This window comes from Agrobacterium sp. K11 (genome assembly GCF_059429395.1).
The window spans coordinates 219,865-235,411 of record NZ_JCAHRB010000012.1 but is presented as its reverse complement, the minus strand read 5'-3'; the positions used below and the strand labels follow the sequence as shown (position 1 = coordinate 235,411).

The 15,547-nt window shown below is 59.5% G+C and carries 16 protein-coding genes; 2 read left to right on the top strand and 14 right to left on the bottom strand.

Translation table 11 applies throughout. The features are described from left to right. The 14 genes from arsH to AC5SEO_RS22455 all read right to left on the bottom strand — a co-directional run bounded on the left by arsH (position 1) and on the right by AC5SEO_RS22455 (position 13,727). Positions 1-729: an arsenical resistance protein ArsH gene (gene arsH, locus AC5SEO_RS22520; protein ID WP_174068973.1), complete on the bottom strand. Its 729-nt coding sequence runs from the start codon at positions 727-729 to the stop codon at positions 1-3. Further along, a complete protein-coding gene (arsC, locus tag AC5SEO_RS22515; RefSeq protein ID WP_003518039.1) occupies positions 704-1,129 on the bottom strand; it encodes an arsenate reductase (glutaredoxin) in 426 nt (141 codons plus the stop codon). Before arsC ends, arsH begins: the two co-directional genes overlap by 26 nt. 2 nt (positions 1,130-1,131) lie before the next feature. Beyond that, complete coding sequence (arsB, locus tag AC5SEO_RS22510) at positions 1,132-2,190, bottom strand: ACR3 family arsenite efflux transporter (protein WP_174068974.1); 1,059 nt, start codon at positions 2,188-2,190, stop codon at positions 1,132-1,134. Further along, on the bottom strand, positions 2,190-2,546 hold the full coding sequence (locus AC5SEO_RS22505) for an ArsR/SmtB family transcription factor (RefSeq protein ID WP_038494525.1): 357 nt from the start codon (positions 2,544-2,546) through the stop codon (positions 2,190-2,192). The genes arsB and AC5SEO_RS22505 overlap by 1 nt, the downstream gene beginning before the upstream one ends. 261 nt (positions 2,547-2,807) lie before the next feature. Continuing rightward, the gene (locus AC5SEO_RS22500; RefSeq protein WP_003518042.1) at positions 2,808-3,527 is read right to left on the bottom strand and encodes a ribonuclease activity regulator RraA; all 720 of its coding nucleotides are present in this window, start codon (positions 3,525-3,527) and stop codon (positions 2,808-2,810) included. Between the two features lie 34 nt (positions 3,528-3,561). Continuing rightward, positions 3,562-4,359, bottom strand: a complete 798-nt coding sequence (locus tag AC5SEO_RS22495; protein WP_174068975.1) for an NAD-dependent epimerase/dehydratase family protein — start codon at positions 4,357-4,359, stop codon at positions 3,562-3,564. Positions 4,360-4,375: 16 nt separating this feature from the next. Beyond that, positions 4,376-6,100, bottom strand: a complete 1,725-nt coding sequence (gene araD / locus AC5SEO_RS22490; protein WP_003518044.1) for an L-arabinonate dehydratase — start codon at positions 6,098-6,100, stop codon at positions 4,376-4,378. 40 nt (positions 6,101-6,140) lie between these two features. Continuing rightward, a complete protein-coding gene (locus AC5SEO_RS22485; RefSeq protein ID WP_080849898.1) occupies positions 6,141-7,220 on the bottom strand; it encodes an ABC transporter ATP-binding protein in 1,080 nt (359 codons plus the stop codon). A 22-nt stretch (positions 7,221-7,242) separates the two neighbouring features. Next, positions 7,243-8,286, bottom strand: coding sequence for a carbohydrate ABC transporter permease (locus AC5SEO_RS22480; RefSeq protein ID WP_112191909.1), 1,044 nt, complete (start codon positions 8,284-8,286; stop codon positions 7,243-7,245). Continuing rightward, entirely contained in the window at positions 8,279-9,247 is a 969-nt protein-coding gene (locus AC5SEO_RS22475) for a carbohydrate ABC transporter permease (RefSeq protein WP_080849897.1), read from the bottom strand. The genes AC5SEO_RS22480 and AC5SEO_RS22475 overlap by 8 nt, the downstream gene beginning before the upstream one ends. A gap of 57 nt (positions 9,248-9,304) precedes the next feature. Then, positions 9,305-10,573 carry an ABC transporter substrate-binding protein gene (locus tag AC5SEO_RS22470; RefSeq protein ID WP_174068976.1) on the bottom strand — a complete coding sequence of 423 codons (1,269 nt, stop codon included), beginning with the start codon at positions 10,571-10,573 and terminating at the stop codon, positions 9,305-9,307. Between the two features lie 22 nt (positions 10,574-10,595). Continuing rightward, positions 10,596-11,669, bottom strand: coding sequence for a Gfo/Idh/MocA family protein (locus AC5SEO_RS22465; RefSeq protein ID WP_025595269.1), 1,074 nt, complete (start codon positions 11,667-11,669; stop codon positions 10,596-10,598). Next, complete coding sequence (locus AC5SEO_RS22460) at positions 11,666-12,682, bottom strand: Gfo/Idh/MocA family protein (protein ID WP_174068977.1); 1,017 nt, start codon at positions 12,680-12,682, stop codon at positions 11,666-11,668. Before AC5SEO_RS22460 ends, AC5SEO_RS22465 begins: the two co-directional genes overlap by 4 nt. Continuing rightward, positions 12,675-13,727 carry a Gfo/Idh/MocA family protein gene (locus AC5SEO_RS22455; protein ID WP_013761993.1) on the bottom strand — a complete coding sequence of 351 codons (1,053 nt, stop codon included), beginning with the start codon at positions 13,725-13,727 and terminating at the stop codon, positions 12,675-12,677. Before AC5SEO_RS22455 ends, AC5SEO_RS22460 begins: the two co-directional genes overlap by 8 nt. Positions 13,728-13,833: 106 nt before the next feature. On the opposite strand from AC5SEO_RS22455, the gene AC5SEO_RS22450 reads away from it, so the two are divergent. Beyond that, positions 13,834-14,547: a GntR family transcriptional regulator gene (locus tag AC5SEO_RS22450; protein WP_003518055.1), complete on the top strand. Its 714-nt coding sequence runs from the start codon at positions 13,834-13,836 to the stop codon at positions 14,545-14,547. Between the two features lie 35 nt (positions 14,548-14,582). Further along, a complete protein-coding gene (locus AC5SEO_RS22445; RefSeq protein WP_025595266.1) occupies positions 14,583-15,506 on the top strand; it encodes an SMP-30/gluconolactonase/LRE family protein in 924 nt (307 codons plus the stop codon). Positions 15,507-15,547 lie beyond the last annotated feature (41 nt).

Below are 15,547 nucleotides of genomic sequence, written 5' to 3'. Positions count from 1 at the left end.
TCAGATCGACTTGAGGGAGACCCGCTTCTCCAACTCGACCGCTTCTTCCTTCCGCTCGCTGTAGCGGTCGGTCAAATAGGCCGAGGCATCGCGGGTCATGATGGTGAACTTCACCAGCTCCTCGCAGACATCCACCACCCGGTCGTAATAGGGAGACGGCTTCATCCGTCCGCTAGCATCGAACTCCTGATACGCCCTTGCGACCGACGACTGGTTGGGGATGGTGATCATCCGCATCCATCGCCCGAGGATACGCATCTGGTTCACGGCATTGAAGGACTGGCTGCCGCCGGAAACCTCCATGACAGCGAGCGTCTTGCCCTGTGTCGGGCGAACAGATCCGAGCGAGAGAGGAATCCAGTCGATCTGCGACTTCATGATGCCGGTCATCGCGCCGTGGCGCTCGGGGCTTACCCAAACCTGCCCTTCCGACCATTGCGAGAGCTCACGCAATTCCTGCACCTTCGGGTGGCTCACCGGTGCTTCGTCGGGCAAAGGCAGGCCCTTCGGATCGAATATCCGAACTTCGCATCCAAGCCGGTCGAGCAGCCGCCCTGCTTCGAAGGCAAGCAAACGACTGTAGGATACCTCGCGTAGCGAACCGTAGAGGATCAGAATGCGGGGCTTATGTGTCGAAAAGGCTGGACGCAGAGCATCCAGATCAATCGCGTGCAGGTGCTGGCCCTCAAGTGCGGGGAATGTGTCAGGCAATGCGCTTTCCTTCATCATCGAGGACCTGTTCGCCGTCTTCTTTGGTAAACGGCCCCTTGAATGCGTCTGCCGGAAGTATATCCAGAACCACTTCCGAGGGGCGCGACAACCGCGTACCCATCGGGGTGATGACGAATGGCCGGTTGATCAGGATTGGTGTCTCGAGCATGGCATCGATCAACTGGTCATCGGTCAGTTCAGGATATCCAAGCCCAAGCACCGTATAGGGGGTGCCCTTCTCGCGGATCGCCTCGCGGACGGTCAGCCCGGCGTCGGCGATCATCTTGACGAGTTGCTCGCGGCTCGGCGGGGTTTTCAGATACTCGATCACAGTGGGTTGAATACCGGCGTGCTCAATGAGTGCGAGGGTGTTGCGCGAAGTGCCGCAATCCGGGTTGTGATAGATGGTGACGTCCATGCTCATTGCCTTTCGGTAATTGTGTTTCGGGAAACGGCTGGGGCCGCCTCGTACCAATCCTTCGAGCGGTTCACGATCCAGACGACCGAGAGCATGACCGGAACCTCGATGAGGACACCGACAACGGTTGCCAGTGCAGCGCCTGATTGGAAACCGAACAGGCTGATAGCGGCCGCAACCGCGAGTTCGAAGAAATTGCTTGCACCGATCAGTGCCGACGGACCGGCAATGCAGTGCCGTTCGCCGCTCATCCGGTTCAGAAGATAGGCGAGCCCGGAGTTCAGATAGACCTGGATAAGGATGGGGATTGCAAGCAAGCCGATAACGGCTGGTTGGGCGATAATCTGCTCGCCCTGGAAGGCGAAGAGAAGAACCAGTGTTGCAAGCAGCGCTACCAGCGAAATCGGCTGCAGCCTTGCGAGAATGCGATCGAGCATCCGTGACGTTCCGTCCGCCATGAGCCGGTGCCGGATGAACTGCGCGAGGAAGACGGGCACGACGATATAGAGGGCAACGGAGAGGACGAGCGTGTCCCATGGAACGGTGATTGCGGACAGGCCAAGCAAAAGGCCGACAATGGGAGCAAAGGCGATGACCATGATCGCATCGTTGAGTGCGACCTGCGAGAGCGTGAACAGTGGTTCGCCGCGTGTCAGGTTAGACCACACAAAGACCATGGCAGTGCAGGGCGCTGCGGCAAGAATGATCAGTCCCGCAATATAGGAGTCGATCTGGTCAGCGGGAAGATAGGGGCCGAGCAGCCAGCCGATGAAGAGCCAGCCCAGCAACGCCATCGAGAACGGCTTGACGGCCCAGTTGATGAACAGCGTGACGCCGATACCCCGCCAGTAGGTGCCGACCTGCGTGAGAGAGCGGAAATCGATCTTCAGCAGCATCGGAATGATCATCAGCCAGATCAGGATTGCGACCGGGATATTCACCTTGGCAATCTCGGCCGCGCCAATGAGCTGGAAGACGCCGGGCAGCAAATGACCGAGGGCGACACCGACGATGATGCACAGAAACACCCAGACGGTTAGGTAACGTTCAAATGTGGACATCAGGCGGACTTTCCCGCGTGTGGAGTGCAGCAGGGCGTCAACTCGGCGATCAGCGGAGCGCAAAGCTCTGCCGATCCACCACAACAATCTTTCAGGAGAAACAGAGTCATGTCGCGAAGCTGTTCTATCTGCGCGCGATACATGATGATTCTGCTGTGGCGTTGCGATGATACGAGGCCCGCGCGTGACAGAACATTCAGATGCGCGGACATGGTGTTTTGCGGCACCACCAGCGCGCGCGCGATGTCGCCCGCCGGCAAGCCTTCCGGTGCGTGCCGCACAAGCAGCCGAAAAGTTTCGAGACGGGTTGGCTGGGCAAGCGCCGCCAAAGCGAGAATAGCCTGTTCTTGTTCCATATATCCAGATTAATGGAAATATAGGCATAGTCAATGTGTTTTTGCGGGTGTTACCAAACACCACAAACTCCAGGGGATCATTTTACGAATATCGACAGAAACCCATTTCGGGCCGGTTTTTAGTGCGGGAAAATCGTCGGCCCAGTCGCTTCGGCGACTTGGTATTATTGTACATGCGAGTGCGCCTGCATGAGTGGGACGCCACCCATGCAGGCTTGCTTCAAGGCATTGCGGACGAAACCGGCAAGCGTTCTGTTCGGCTCACGCGCCCGAACGGTCTCTCTGTTCGCGCCATACGGCGAAAGCCTTCTGGTGTTCGTCCTTCGTGCAGGGATAAAGACCGATGATGGTTGCGCCGCCCTTCACCTGTTCGACCACGAAATCCTCGTAAGCGGTCATTTCCACCGCTTCTGTCGCGATTTCGTCGGCAATTCCGGCGGGGATGACGATGACGCAATCCGCATCACCGACAATGATATCCCCGGGGAAAATCGGGGCATCGCCGCAGCCGATCGGTCCGTTGATTTCAATTGCTTCGTGTTTGGTGAGATTGGTAGGGCTGGATGGTCGGGTGTGGTAGGCTGGAATATCCAGCTCTGCAATCGTCGCAGCATCGCGGAAACCGCCATCCGTAACGACGCCGGCAGCACCGCGCACCATCAGGCGGGTGATAAGAATATCACCAGCGGATGCGGCGCTCGGGTCTTTGCGGCTGTCCATGACCAGTACGTGGCCGGGCGGGCAGGTCTCAATGGCGACGCGCTGGGGATGTGCGGGGTTGCGGAATTCCACAAGCTGGTTGCGGTCTTCGCGGGCGGGCATGTAACGCAGCGTGAATGCAGGCCCGACCATGTTCGCGCCCTTGTGGCCAAGCGGGTGGACGCCCTGAATGACCTGGTTGCGCAGGCCGCGCTTGTAGAGTGCGGTTGCGAGGGTGGCGACGGAAACCGTCATCAATTTTTCCCTGGTTTCTGTATTCATCTTATTCTCCTCGAATAGCGTGAGTGTCTGCACATCAGTTTTTGTGGATCGGTTCGTCTATGAAAACGCCGCCCTGGTATTTCGCGGTTGCGGCATCCGGATCAGGGCGAGGGACATCCCGTTCGATATCGGCCCGGAAGCGTGCGGCATTATCCCGCCGCTGCCAGCCGAGAAAATCGACGTGGGAATTATCCCACCAGCTGTCGTCATTGGCAGAGACGCCCCAGATGACCGGGCAACCGAGTTTTGGCGCGTGAAATACGGCCTCTACCAGGGAGACCAGATCGTCATGGCTGAGCCAGGTGGATAACATGCGCCAGTTGGTGGGCTTCTCTTCGCAGGAGCCAATGCGGACGATGGCCGTTTCCTGTCCGAATTTGGAATGGTAGAGGCTCGCCATTGCCTCGCCGAAAATCTTCGAGACCCCGTAAAGGCCATCCGGCAAAAACGGTGTCTGCGGCGATAGCTGCTCACCCTGCCGATAATACCCGATGGTGTGGTTGCTGGAGGCAAACAGGATGCGTGGCATGCCAGCAAGCCTTGCTGCCTCGTAAAGATTATAGACACCGCGCAGATTGGCGGCCTCGATGGGATCGTAAGCCTTTTCGACGGAGATGCCGCCGAGATGGACGATGCCGTCGCAATCCTTCACCAGCGCATGGACGGCGCCACCGTCCTCCAGAGAGCAGCGGATGATCTCTTCATTCGCTGCCGCCGCACCCATATCAACCACATCCGAAAGGCGGATGATCTCCGCGAGGTGGCCGAGCCTGCCGCGCAACATGCTGCCCAGCTTGCCGCCGGCGCCCGTAATCAGCAAACGTTTCATCATTTTGCGCGCTCCCGTCTCAGAATATGTCCGGTTCGCCAGCGGTGCGGCCGAAATCCGTCTGCAGGAAATCGAAATCGCATCCGGCATCCGCCTGGGTAACGTGTTTCGAGAAGATGTAGCCATAACCACGCTCGTAACGCGGCGGCGGCGCCTGCCACGCGGCCCGACGCTGGGCGATCTCCTCTTCGCTGACCAGCATGTCGAGACGGCGCTGGGGCAGATCGAGCCGCACGATATCGCCGGTCTTCAGCAGGGCAAGCGGACCGCCGACGAAGCTTTCCGGCGCGACATGAAGAACGCAGGCGCCATAGGAGGTGCCGGACATGCGGGCATCGGAGATGCGCACCATATCGCGGTGACCCTTCTTGATCAGCGCCTTGGGGATGGGCAGCATGCCCCATTCGGGAAAGCCTGGGCCGCCAAGCGGGCCCGCATTACGCAGAACCAGAACGTGATCGGGCGTCACATCCAGATTTTCATCGTCGATTGCCGCCTTCATCTCGGGGTAGCTATCGAAGACCAGCGCCGGTCCTTCATGGAAATGAAGTTTCGGATCGCAGGCGGCGGGCTTGATCACAGCACCATCCGGGCAGAGATTGCCGCGTAGAACGGCAAGCGATCCTTCGGCGTAAACAGGGTTATCCAGCGAGCGGATGACGTCGTCATTATAGACCCGCGCGCCTTCGAGGTTTTCGCCCATGCTGCGGCCGGTAACGGTGAGCACGGAACAGTCCAGACGGCTTTCGATCTGCTTCATCAGGGCTCGCAGACCGCCCGCATAATAAAAATCCTCCATCAGGTAATCTTTGCCGGAGGGGCGGACATTGGCGATAAGCGGCGTCACGCGGCCGAGTTCGTCCAGCTCGTCCAGCGTCATCGGCACACCGGCGCGGCGCGCCATGGCAATCAGATGCACGACGGCATTGGTGGAACAACCGGTCGCCATGGCAACGATGGCCGCATTCCGAAACGCGGGCGCAGTGAGAATACGATCCGGGGTCAGCTCCTCGGCCACCATTTCCACAATGCGACGGCCACAGCCTGCCGACATGCGCTGATGTTCGGCGTCCACCGCCGGGATGGAGGAAGCGCCGGGCAAAGTGAGACCGAGCGCATCGGTGATTGCCGTCATGGTCGATGCCGTACCCATGGTCATGCAGACGCCGGCGGAGCGGGCAATGCCGCCCTGCACGCCGCGCCATTCTTCATCGGTCACGTTACCGGCCCGGCGCTCGTCCCAGTATTTCCAGGCATCGGAGCCGGAGCCCAGCACCTTGCCGGCATAGTTGCCGCGCAGCATCGGCCCGGCCGGAAGATAGATCATCGGCACGCCGGCCGAGATCGCTCCCATGACGAGGCCGGGGGTGGTCTTGTCGCAACCACCCATCAGCACCACGCCATCCAGCGGATGCGAACGGATCATTTCCTCCGTCTCCATGGCGAGCATGTTGCGATAGAGCATGGAGGTCGGCTTTGTGAAACTCTCATCGACCGAAAGCGATGGCATCTCGACCGGGAAGCCACCTGCCTGTAGGACGCCGCGCTTCACATCCTTCACACGTTCGGGAAAATGCGAGTGACAGGTATTCAGCTCCGACCAGGTGTTGAGAATGCCGATGACGGGCTTGCCGGCAAAATCCTCCTCCGAATAGCCCAGCTGCATCATGCGTGAGCGGTGGCCGAAACTGCGCAGATCGTCGGGCGCGAACCAGCGGGAGGAACGGAGTTTTTTGTCGGTCATGTCAAAGGTCCTGCTTTACGGGGGGCGTGGCGACGGAGGCTTAGTCCTGCTTCAGCGTCAGCCCGCTTTTCGTATCGAAGAGGTGGATATGTTGGAGCGGCGCCGCCATGCGGATGACTTCGCCAGCCGATGTCGATGTCTGCCCCGCAAGATGCAGGGTGACGTGGCTGCCGTCACCGAGGTTGCCATAGAGATAGGATTCCCCGCCGAGCTGCTCTGCCGTGCGCACGGACATGGTCACCGCACCATCCGGTGTGGGCTGCACATGGTTGGGGCGAATGCCGAGCGTGACCTTCTGGCCGGATGCGTAGGAAAAGCCGCTCTGCGGCAACGGGATCAATTCGCCGGTCGCGATTTTAAGGGACGGCTGACCTTCCGCTACTACTTCGCCGGCGAAGAAGTTCATCTTCGGCGAACCGATGAAGCCCGCTACGAAAAGGTTTGCGGGGCGATTATAAAGATCGAGGGGAACGCCGAACTGCTCGAGCTTTCCGGCGCGCAGCACGGCAATCTTGTCGGCCATCGTCATGGCCTCCACCTGATCGTGGGTCACATAGATCATGGTATTGCCAAGACGCCGATGCAGGCTGGAAATCTCGCCGCGCATATCCACGCGCAGTTCCGCATCGAGGTTCGACAGCGGCTCGTCAAACAGGAAAACCCGCGGTTCGCGCACGACAGCGCGACCGATCGCGACGCGCTGTCGCTGGCCGCCCGACAGATCCTTCGGCCGCCGCTCAAGCAGCTGGTCGATCTGCAGCATCTTGGACACCTGTGAGACCTTCTCGACGATGTCTTTTTTCGGCGTGCCGATGTTTTCCAGGCCGAAGGACAGGTTTTCCCGGACCGTCATATGCGGGTAGAGCGCATAGGACTGGAACACCATGGCAAGCCCGCGATCGGCAGCCGGAACCGCGTTCACCACATCGCCGCCGATGACGATATCGCCGCCGCTCAGCTCTTCAAGACCGGAGATCATGCGCAGCAGCGTCGATTTTCCGCAACCGGACGGGCCGACGAAAACACAGAACTCGCCGTGCTTGATATCGAGATCGATACCCTTGATGACGTCGAGGGCGCCATATGTTTTTTTGACCTGACGAAGCTCTATACTTGCCATTGTGTCATTCCCTCCCTGAGGATCATTTTCCGCCGGTCGATGCGATGCCGGTGGCGATATATTTTTGCAGGAACATGAAGACCAGCGCGATTGGCGCCAATGTCAGCACCGTCATGGCCAGCAGATTGCTCCACTCTGTCGTCATTTCTCCCTGGAAGGAGTTGAGCGCCAGTTGCAGGGTGAAATTGTCGTTGCGCGTCAGCACGATAAGCGGCCACAGGAAGTCGTTCCAACGCCACATGATGGCGAGGATGGCCAGCACCGCGAGCGCCGGTGCAGACAGCGGCAGGATGATGCGCCAGTAGATTTTCCATTCGCTGGCCTTGTCCATGCGTGCCGCATCTAGGATTTCATCCGGGATGGTCAGCATGTACTGGCGCAGCAAAAATACCCCGGTCGGTGTGGCCGCTCCTGGAATGATCACACCCCACAGGCTGTTGATCATGCCGAGCTGGCTGGTGATGAGAAAAAGCGGAACGAGCACGACGGTCTGCGGGATCATCAACGTTCCGACGACGAGTGCCAGAACCACGCCTCTGCCCTTGAAGCTGTATTTCGACAGTGCAAAGGCCGCCATGGAGTTCACGATCAGCATGATGACGGTCGACGTCACGGTGATGAAGGTCGAGTTCCAGAAATAAAGCGGAAAGTTGAAGCGTTGGAAAAGCTCGGTGTAGTTCTCCGTCGCCAGTGCAACCTTCTCGGCCGGGCGCAGCTCGTTGAACGGCATCTTCATGACTTCGCCGGGCTTTGCCGGATCCACCACCTGGGCGACGAGCCCGACGCGCCTGATCATGCCGAGCTTGCGGCCTTCCTTGTCGACAAAGGCCGGCAAAGGTGCGGCCTGACCGCCAATGACCACGGTTTCCTGCGCATAGGGAAGCAGGCGCGGCGGAAACCGCTGGAGGTCGGCTTCCGTCTTGAAGGAGGAGAGAACGAGCCAGAGAACGGGTCCGAACATCATCAGAACGGCAACGCCGAGATAGGCGTAGGACAGCCAGTCGGTCCAGTGCAATTTGCCGTTTCTGCCGCGTGTGCGGGTTAGAAATGCGCCAATCCTAGCCATCGACTTTGCTCCTGTTGGCCCGGAATTGCAGGGCAGTCAGCACCACGAGAACCACGGCAAGCAGCAGCGAAGCGGCCGCGGCCAGTCCGAAGTTGCGGGGTGTTCCGGCAAAACCAGTCTGATAGATGAATTGAATGATGAAGGTCGTTGCCGAACCCGGCCCACCGCCGGTAAATGCGAAGACTTCATCGAAGGTCTGTACGCCCTTGATGAGGGACAATACGAGAACCACGAGCATGGTCGGGGCGAGAAGCGGCATTGTGATCCGGCGGAAAATCCGCCACGGGCTTGCCTTGTCCAGCTGTGCCGCCTCATAGACGTCACGCGGAATGGCCTGAAGGCCGGCAAGCAGAATGAGCGTGTAGAAGCCCATATGCGCCCAGACGGACAGGAATACCGACCATCCAAAGGCAAGGTTGGCCTCCAGCAGCCAGTCCACCGAACCGATACCGAGGGAATCGAGCGCAGCGTTCAGGACGCCGAAACGCTGCAATATCCACTTCCATATCAGCGCCACGACCACCGGTGAAAGCAGCACGGGAAAGAAGAAGACGGCGCGGAAAAAACCGCGTGCCCTGATGTCACGGTTGAGCACGACCGCCGTAATCAGCGAGAAGCCCACCATGAACCCGACCTGCAGCACGACGAAGAAAAGCGTGTTCCAGACGGAGCGCCAGAAAAGATCGCGCTGACAGGAATTGGGATCGAAATAGTTCTGGCACGAGAGAAGGACCGAGAAGTTTTCGCCGCCCACGGAGGGGCGTTCCGACAGCAGGATATGCTCGCTGCCGGTCACTGAATAAGCCATGTTGAGAATGATCGGCAAAAACGCGAAGACCGCAAACAACAGGAGATTGGGTGTCAGAAACACCCATGCGATGCGCCGATGCCCGAGCATTTTCTGCAAGAGGGCGAAAGGCAGCTCTATGATGCCCATGACGGGCGCAAGAAGTCTGTACATTGATGGTCCTCCTTCGATCCGGCGCGGCGCGGCAAGGCCGCGCCGGAAGGCGATGGATCACTTCGCCTGTTTCAACGCTTCCTCAAGATCGGCCTTCGCACGTGTCATGGCGTCGTCAACCGAGCTTTCGCCAACAATCGCCTGCGTGACGCGCTGGACGGAAATGTTGAACATCGCGCGGTTGTTCTTGTAGCCCTGATAGGCGTAGGCGACGGGGCTGATACCGGGGACCTGATCCAGCCACGCGTTCATGGCCTTCTGGGTCGCCGGGGTTGCGCCGGTGTAGTCGATAGGCTTTGCGCCGACGGCCTTGTGAGCCGGGACGTTGCGGGTACGGACGGTGAAATCGAGGTAATTTTCGTCCTGCGCGAGGAAGTTCAGAATATCCGCGACGATCTTGGGGTTCTTGGTCTGCTTGAAGCCCACGATACCCGTTCCGCCTGGCATGCCGGTGCATGCGGCCGGTCCGCATGGCTGCGACACGACTTCCCAGTCGAAAGCATCGCCGACCTGACTGTCGAAGCGCGCTGTCTGCCAGCTGCCGGAATAATAATAGACGAGCTGACCGTTGATGAATTCCTGCGCCGCATCGCGGTAGGTGTTGCCACCCTGACCGGCCCAGACGTCACGCGCCATGGTGCCGTCCTTGTTCCACTCGACGAATTTCTTCACGAAAGTGGTGAAGCCTTCGTCGACCAGGATCGGCTTGCCGTCGGCGTCGAAAAGTTTCGCACCGTAGGAAATAGCCGGACCTGCGATACGGTGACCGGAGCGGTCGATCGCCATGGGGTATGGCGAGCCGGTGGCCTTGGCCACTTCATTTGCGGCCTTCGCCCAGTCGTCAAAAGTCGCATCCTTGCCGGGAACGGCGACTTTCGCCTGATCGAACAAGGTGCGGTTGATGAAGGCGCCGGTAATGGTAAGCTGCGTCTGCATACCATAGATGCCCTTGTCGTCGGGGCCGCTACGATACCATTTCAGCACATCGCCGAAATTGTCCTGCCAGTACTTCGCATCCACGTAGGGCGTCAGGTCGAGATAATAGCGATTGAGGCCGCCAAGATCGGTGACGGTTGCGAAATCCGGGCCGCTGCCGCCGGCGAGCTGCACCGGCAGGCCTTCGAGAAGCGCCTTGTAGGGCACGATATCCGTAACGATCTTGACGTCAGGATGCTGTTTTTCGTAACGCGACAGGATGTCCTTCAGGACCTCGCAGCCGTTGCCGTCATAGGCGCAGGTGAAGCGAACTTCCTGTGCCTCAGCGGCACCGGCAAGAGATGCCGTCCCCAGGGCCAAGGCAAACGCCAGGCTGTATTTTCTGCTCATCTGGTTTCCTCCCTTTAGATGATTATGCCGTGGCGGACGCGCGCGGAGCCCAACCCTTGAGCCGCTCGTTGTCAGCGGTCAGCGGCAGGCGAACGGCCGTGCCTTCCTGTACCGATGTGTAGATTGCGGTTACGAGTTCGATGGACTGCAAGCCGTCCGTAATCGTCACTTCCTTGCCCGCGCGACCCTCCATCGCATTGGCAATCGCCTCGACAAGACCGGTGAAGCCGTTTTCGCCATCTTTAACCGTTGCGAGGACGGCGTCGATCTGGTCCTGCGTGGTCGGCGCCCGCGCCGTAAAGTGCCATTTATCTTCCGCCGGACGATAGGGCAGCGTTCCGCTTTCGGCCGTGAAGCCTTCGAAGCAGAACCGCAGACGGGACGTGTCGTCGGCTGCACCAAGCGTGACCGAGCTGGTGGCGAGCGCGCCGCTCTTCATGCGGAAGCTGATGGCGGCACAGTCTTCCGTCTCAATCCTGTTCACCCGGGTGTCGGCCATGGCGAAGACCTGTTCCACCGGACCTAGGACATGGCACAGAAGGTCGTGGGCATGGATGGCGTGACCGAGGATCGCGCCGCCACATTCACCCTTCCAGGTGCCGCGCCAGGGAATGTCGTAGTAGCTCGCGCCACGGTTCCAGTGAACTTCCGAGCTTGCCACATAGGCTTTGCCAGCAAGTCCGGCGTCGATGAGGGCGCGCAGCTGCCGTAGGGCGGGACCAAAACGATACTGGAAAACCGGAAAGACGCGCCGTCCGGTCTTCTTGACAGATTCCATCAGCGCATTTGCTTCCTCCAGCGAACGCACCAGCGGCTTTTCACAGACCACGTCCTTGCCGGCCGCGTGGGCCTTCAGCATTACGGGGAAATGCAGATGCGGCGGCAGGCAGACGTCTATGAGCGAAATGCTTTCATCGGCGAGGACTTCTTCGAGATCCGCCGTGATGCGGATGGAAGAACCTTCGCCAGCCACCGCCCGTGCCCGCTCCACATCAAGATCGCAGATCGCCTTGACGGTGAAACGCTCCGGCAGCGCCAGATAACCGCTCAGATGCTGTGCGCCGATACCGGCGCCGATAATGGCGACGCCGATCATGCTGCGGTTCCTTCAGCCTTGGCCTGCGCCTGAAGCGAGAGGTCACAAACCTTGAAGACGTGTTCCTGCGTCATGGCAGTTTCCGTGCGGTTGCGGATATCGTCGCATACACGGGCGAAGTAGGGCAGGCCGGCACCGGATGCGTCGATATATTCGCAACGGTCGCCATTGACGAGGATCAGACGGTCTGTGCCCTCGGTGTTGCCGACATCGACGTATTTGCGCAGTTCGATGTAACCTTCGGTACCGAGGATCGTCAGGCGGCCATCACCCCATGTCGGCAGTGCATCGGGTGTGTACCAGTCGACGCGGATATACCCATGGCCCTTGTCGCCGCGCAGCACGACTTCGCCGAAATCCTGCAGGCCCGGATCGCCCGGGTTGGCGTAATTGGCAACGGTGGCAGATACGATCTCAACTTTGGTGGAGCCGGTAAAGAACATGAACTGGTCGATCTGGTGGCTGGCAATATCGGTGAGAATGCCGCCATAGGCCTCGCGTTCGAAGAACCATGTCGGGCGAATTTGTCGGTTCAGGCGGTGCGGACCAAGGCCAACCGTCTGGATGACGCGGCCGATGGCACCCTGTGCAACCAGCTCGGCGGCTTTCGTGACGCTCGGGACTTCGAAGCGCTCGGAAAAATCGACGGTCCAGATTCTTTTGGTCTTGGCAACGGTCTGGCGCAGGCGCGCAAGCTGGTCGAACGTGGTGCAGCCCGGCTTGTCGGACATGACGTCCTTGCCCGCTTCCATGGCAGCGATGGCAAGATCGGCACGCTTGGACGGAATGTCGGCAATGATGACGAGATCGATGGTTTGGTCAGCCAGCAAATCCTCCTTGGAGGCAGCACGCGGCACGTCCGGGAAGCGCTTTACGAAACCTTCGACCACGTCCGGCTCGCCTTCCGTCCACCAGCCCGCGAATTGCGCACCGGCATCCAGCATGTTCTGCGCCATGCCGAAAATGTGCCTGTGCTCTATGCCGAGAGCCACGAACTTGATTGGTTTACTCATCCTGCAGTTCCACTTCCTTGCCGGTTTCGGCTGAGTTGATGATCGCGTCGATCAGTCTGTGAGACAAAAGAGCTGCTTCACCGGTGACGACCGGCGGGCGCCCTGAAGAAATGGCGTCGACGAAATCGTCGAAAACGCCCTGATGCCATTCATGCGTGAAAGCCATGGGATCGGCGCCGCCGCCGGTGCCGGAAGCGGCACCACCGAAGGTTTCCTGGCGGCCGTCGCGCCAGTCTACATGCAGCAGGCCGGATGCGAGCCGCAGGCTTGCCTTGTCGAAATGGAGAAGAATGGATTCAGGCGCACCGGGAAAGCTTGCGGTGCTCGCGACGAGCGAGCCGACGGCCCCGTTTTTGAAACGAAGGCCGGCCGATACGTAATCCTCGGTTTCCATCTTGTGAAAACGCGTCGTTGCCGCCATGGCCTGCACGCGGGCCACGGGGCCTGCAAGGCTCAGGGCCAGATCGATCGTGTGGATTGCCTGCGATATCAGAACGCCGCCGCCGTCACGCGCAAGCGTGCCGCGTCCCGGCTCATCATAATAGGCCTGGGTACGCCACCACGGCACCGAAATCTCGCAAAGGCCTAGTTCGCCGAGCGTGCCGGATGCGACCAGTTCGCGCGCCTTTTGCGATGCGGCGCGCATGCGGTGCTGGAAAATGATACCGAGCGTTACACCCGCATCGCGGCAGAGCGCTACCAGATCGGCCGCTTCCCGCGTGTTGCGGGCGACAGGCTTTTCGAGAAGAATGTGTTTGCCGGCTTTTGCAAGCGGACCGACGATATCGGCGCGGGCATTGGGCGGCGTTGCGATGATGGCGAAATCGACATCGCCGTCACGCGCGGCTTCCTCGATTGACGCGTATACGGCAACGTGGTGACCGGTGTGTTTTGCCGCTTCGGCAGCCAGCGCTTTCGCGCGGCCGGAGCCACCGTCAACAATCGCTTTCAGGCGGATTTTTTCAGGGCTTGCCGCACAGGCAAGCACATGCGTCTTCGCTACCATTCCGGCACCAACGATGACGCAGGTCTTGATATTTTGCATTCGGGAGCCTCCTTCCCATGGCCATTCAATTGCATACCGGTATGCCGGTTGTCAACACACCAGTGTTCCGGTATACCGGTTATAGAGAAAGACATTTGGAGAGCGTATGCCAAAGATCCCGATGACAGGCGGCACGGTGCCGATGATGGAACGACTGGATTTCAACCGACCGGTTGTGGACCAGATCTATTCGGCGCTGAAATCTGCCATCCTTTCGAGGGAGCTGTTTCCGGGCCAGGCCGTGTCGGAAAACGAGATTGGCCAGTCCTTCAACTCCAGCCGCACCCCGGTGCGCGAGGCGTTGAGCCGGCTGCGAGATGACGGTTTGATCGTCACCCTGCCGAGCCGCGGGACCTATGTCTCGAGACTGTCGGACAAAAATATCCGCAGCGCGCAGTTCATTCGTGAGGCGCTGGAGGTTGCCGCTGCCCGCAGGCTCTGCCAGACCGGCATCCCGGCCGAAGCGGACCAGGAAATCCTGCATGCGCTGGAAGGCCAGCGTGTGGCGATGGAGCTTGGCGACAAAAAGGCCTTCCGTATCCATGACGACCAGTTCCACAGCGCCCTTGCCGCCGCAACCGGCCTCGAAAGGCTGGAGACCCTGTTGATCCGGGAAAAGGCTGGGCTAGACCGCCTGCGAGCGCTGGCGATTACCGACGAAGCACACATGGCCAGACTGCTGACGGAGCATGAGGCCGTCTACAATGCAATAAAGGCGCGTGAGGAGGAGAGCGCGGTGGATTATCTGCGCCAGCATCTCCGCCGCGTCCTCGGCATTCTGTCGCAGATCTTCGAAGCACATCAGGAATATTTCGAATAACGCCACGCTGCGCAATTCAACGGTTCAGACAGAAAATGACAACAGCAAATTTCGACAACGCGCCTGCGATCGATCAGGCAGGACTCCTGTGCGACCAAATCAGCATTCTTGCGGAAAGCCCGGTGTGGGACGAAAGACGTCAGGTCCTGTTCTGGTGTGACATTCTTGGCAAGAAGCTACGTTCAGCTGGGCTGGGCGGCGTCCAGTATCGTGAATGGACGTTCCCGGAAACCGTCTCCAGTCTTGGGCTCTGTCAGAGCGGTGATCTGATTGCCGCTTGCGGAATGGATATACTCATCCTCAATCCGGAAAGCGGCGCGCGGCGCACACTTCATTCCATTCCCGCACCTGAAGGCATCGCCTGCCGGCTGAATGACGGACGTGTCGGTCCGGATGGAGCTTTCTGGGTTGGTACCATGCACAATGTACCGCTCTCGCAGATGCAGCCCCATGGAGAGCTCTGGCGTATTACGAATAATGGGGCCGAACGTATCCAGACCGGACTGACATGTCCCAACGGCCTCGCTTTTTCGCAGGACGGTTCCGTCATGTGGCAAAGCGATTCCGTGCAGAAATGGATACGCAGGCGGAATTTCGACAAAACCAACGGTGTATTTGATGAAGGTGTGCTCGTCGCACAAATGCAGGAAGAGACCGGAAGGCCCGATGGTGGATGTCTTGACATAAGCGGCCGATATTGGAGCGCGGGTGTCTCTGCCGGCGTTTTGAACATTTTCTCGGAAGACGGCAGTCAACAGATCGGGACGGTAAGGATGCCTGTTCCGCATCCAACGATGCCCTGCTTTGGCGGGCCGGATTTCGGCTCGCTTTTCGTGACATCGCACCGCCATAACATGACGCAAGACAGGCTGAGCGAGGTACCTCTTTCCGGTGGCGTTTGGGTCATTCCGTCCGGCATCAAGGGCTTTCCCGCATTCCGTTTTGAGGATGGCAGGTGAAGCCCAAATCGTAAGTCTTTGATCTTTGTTGCCCAACGCAA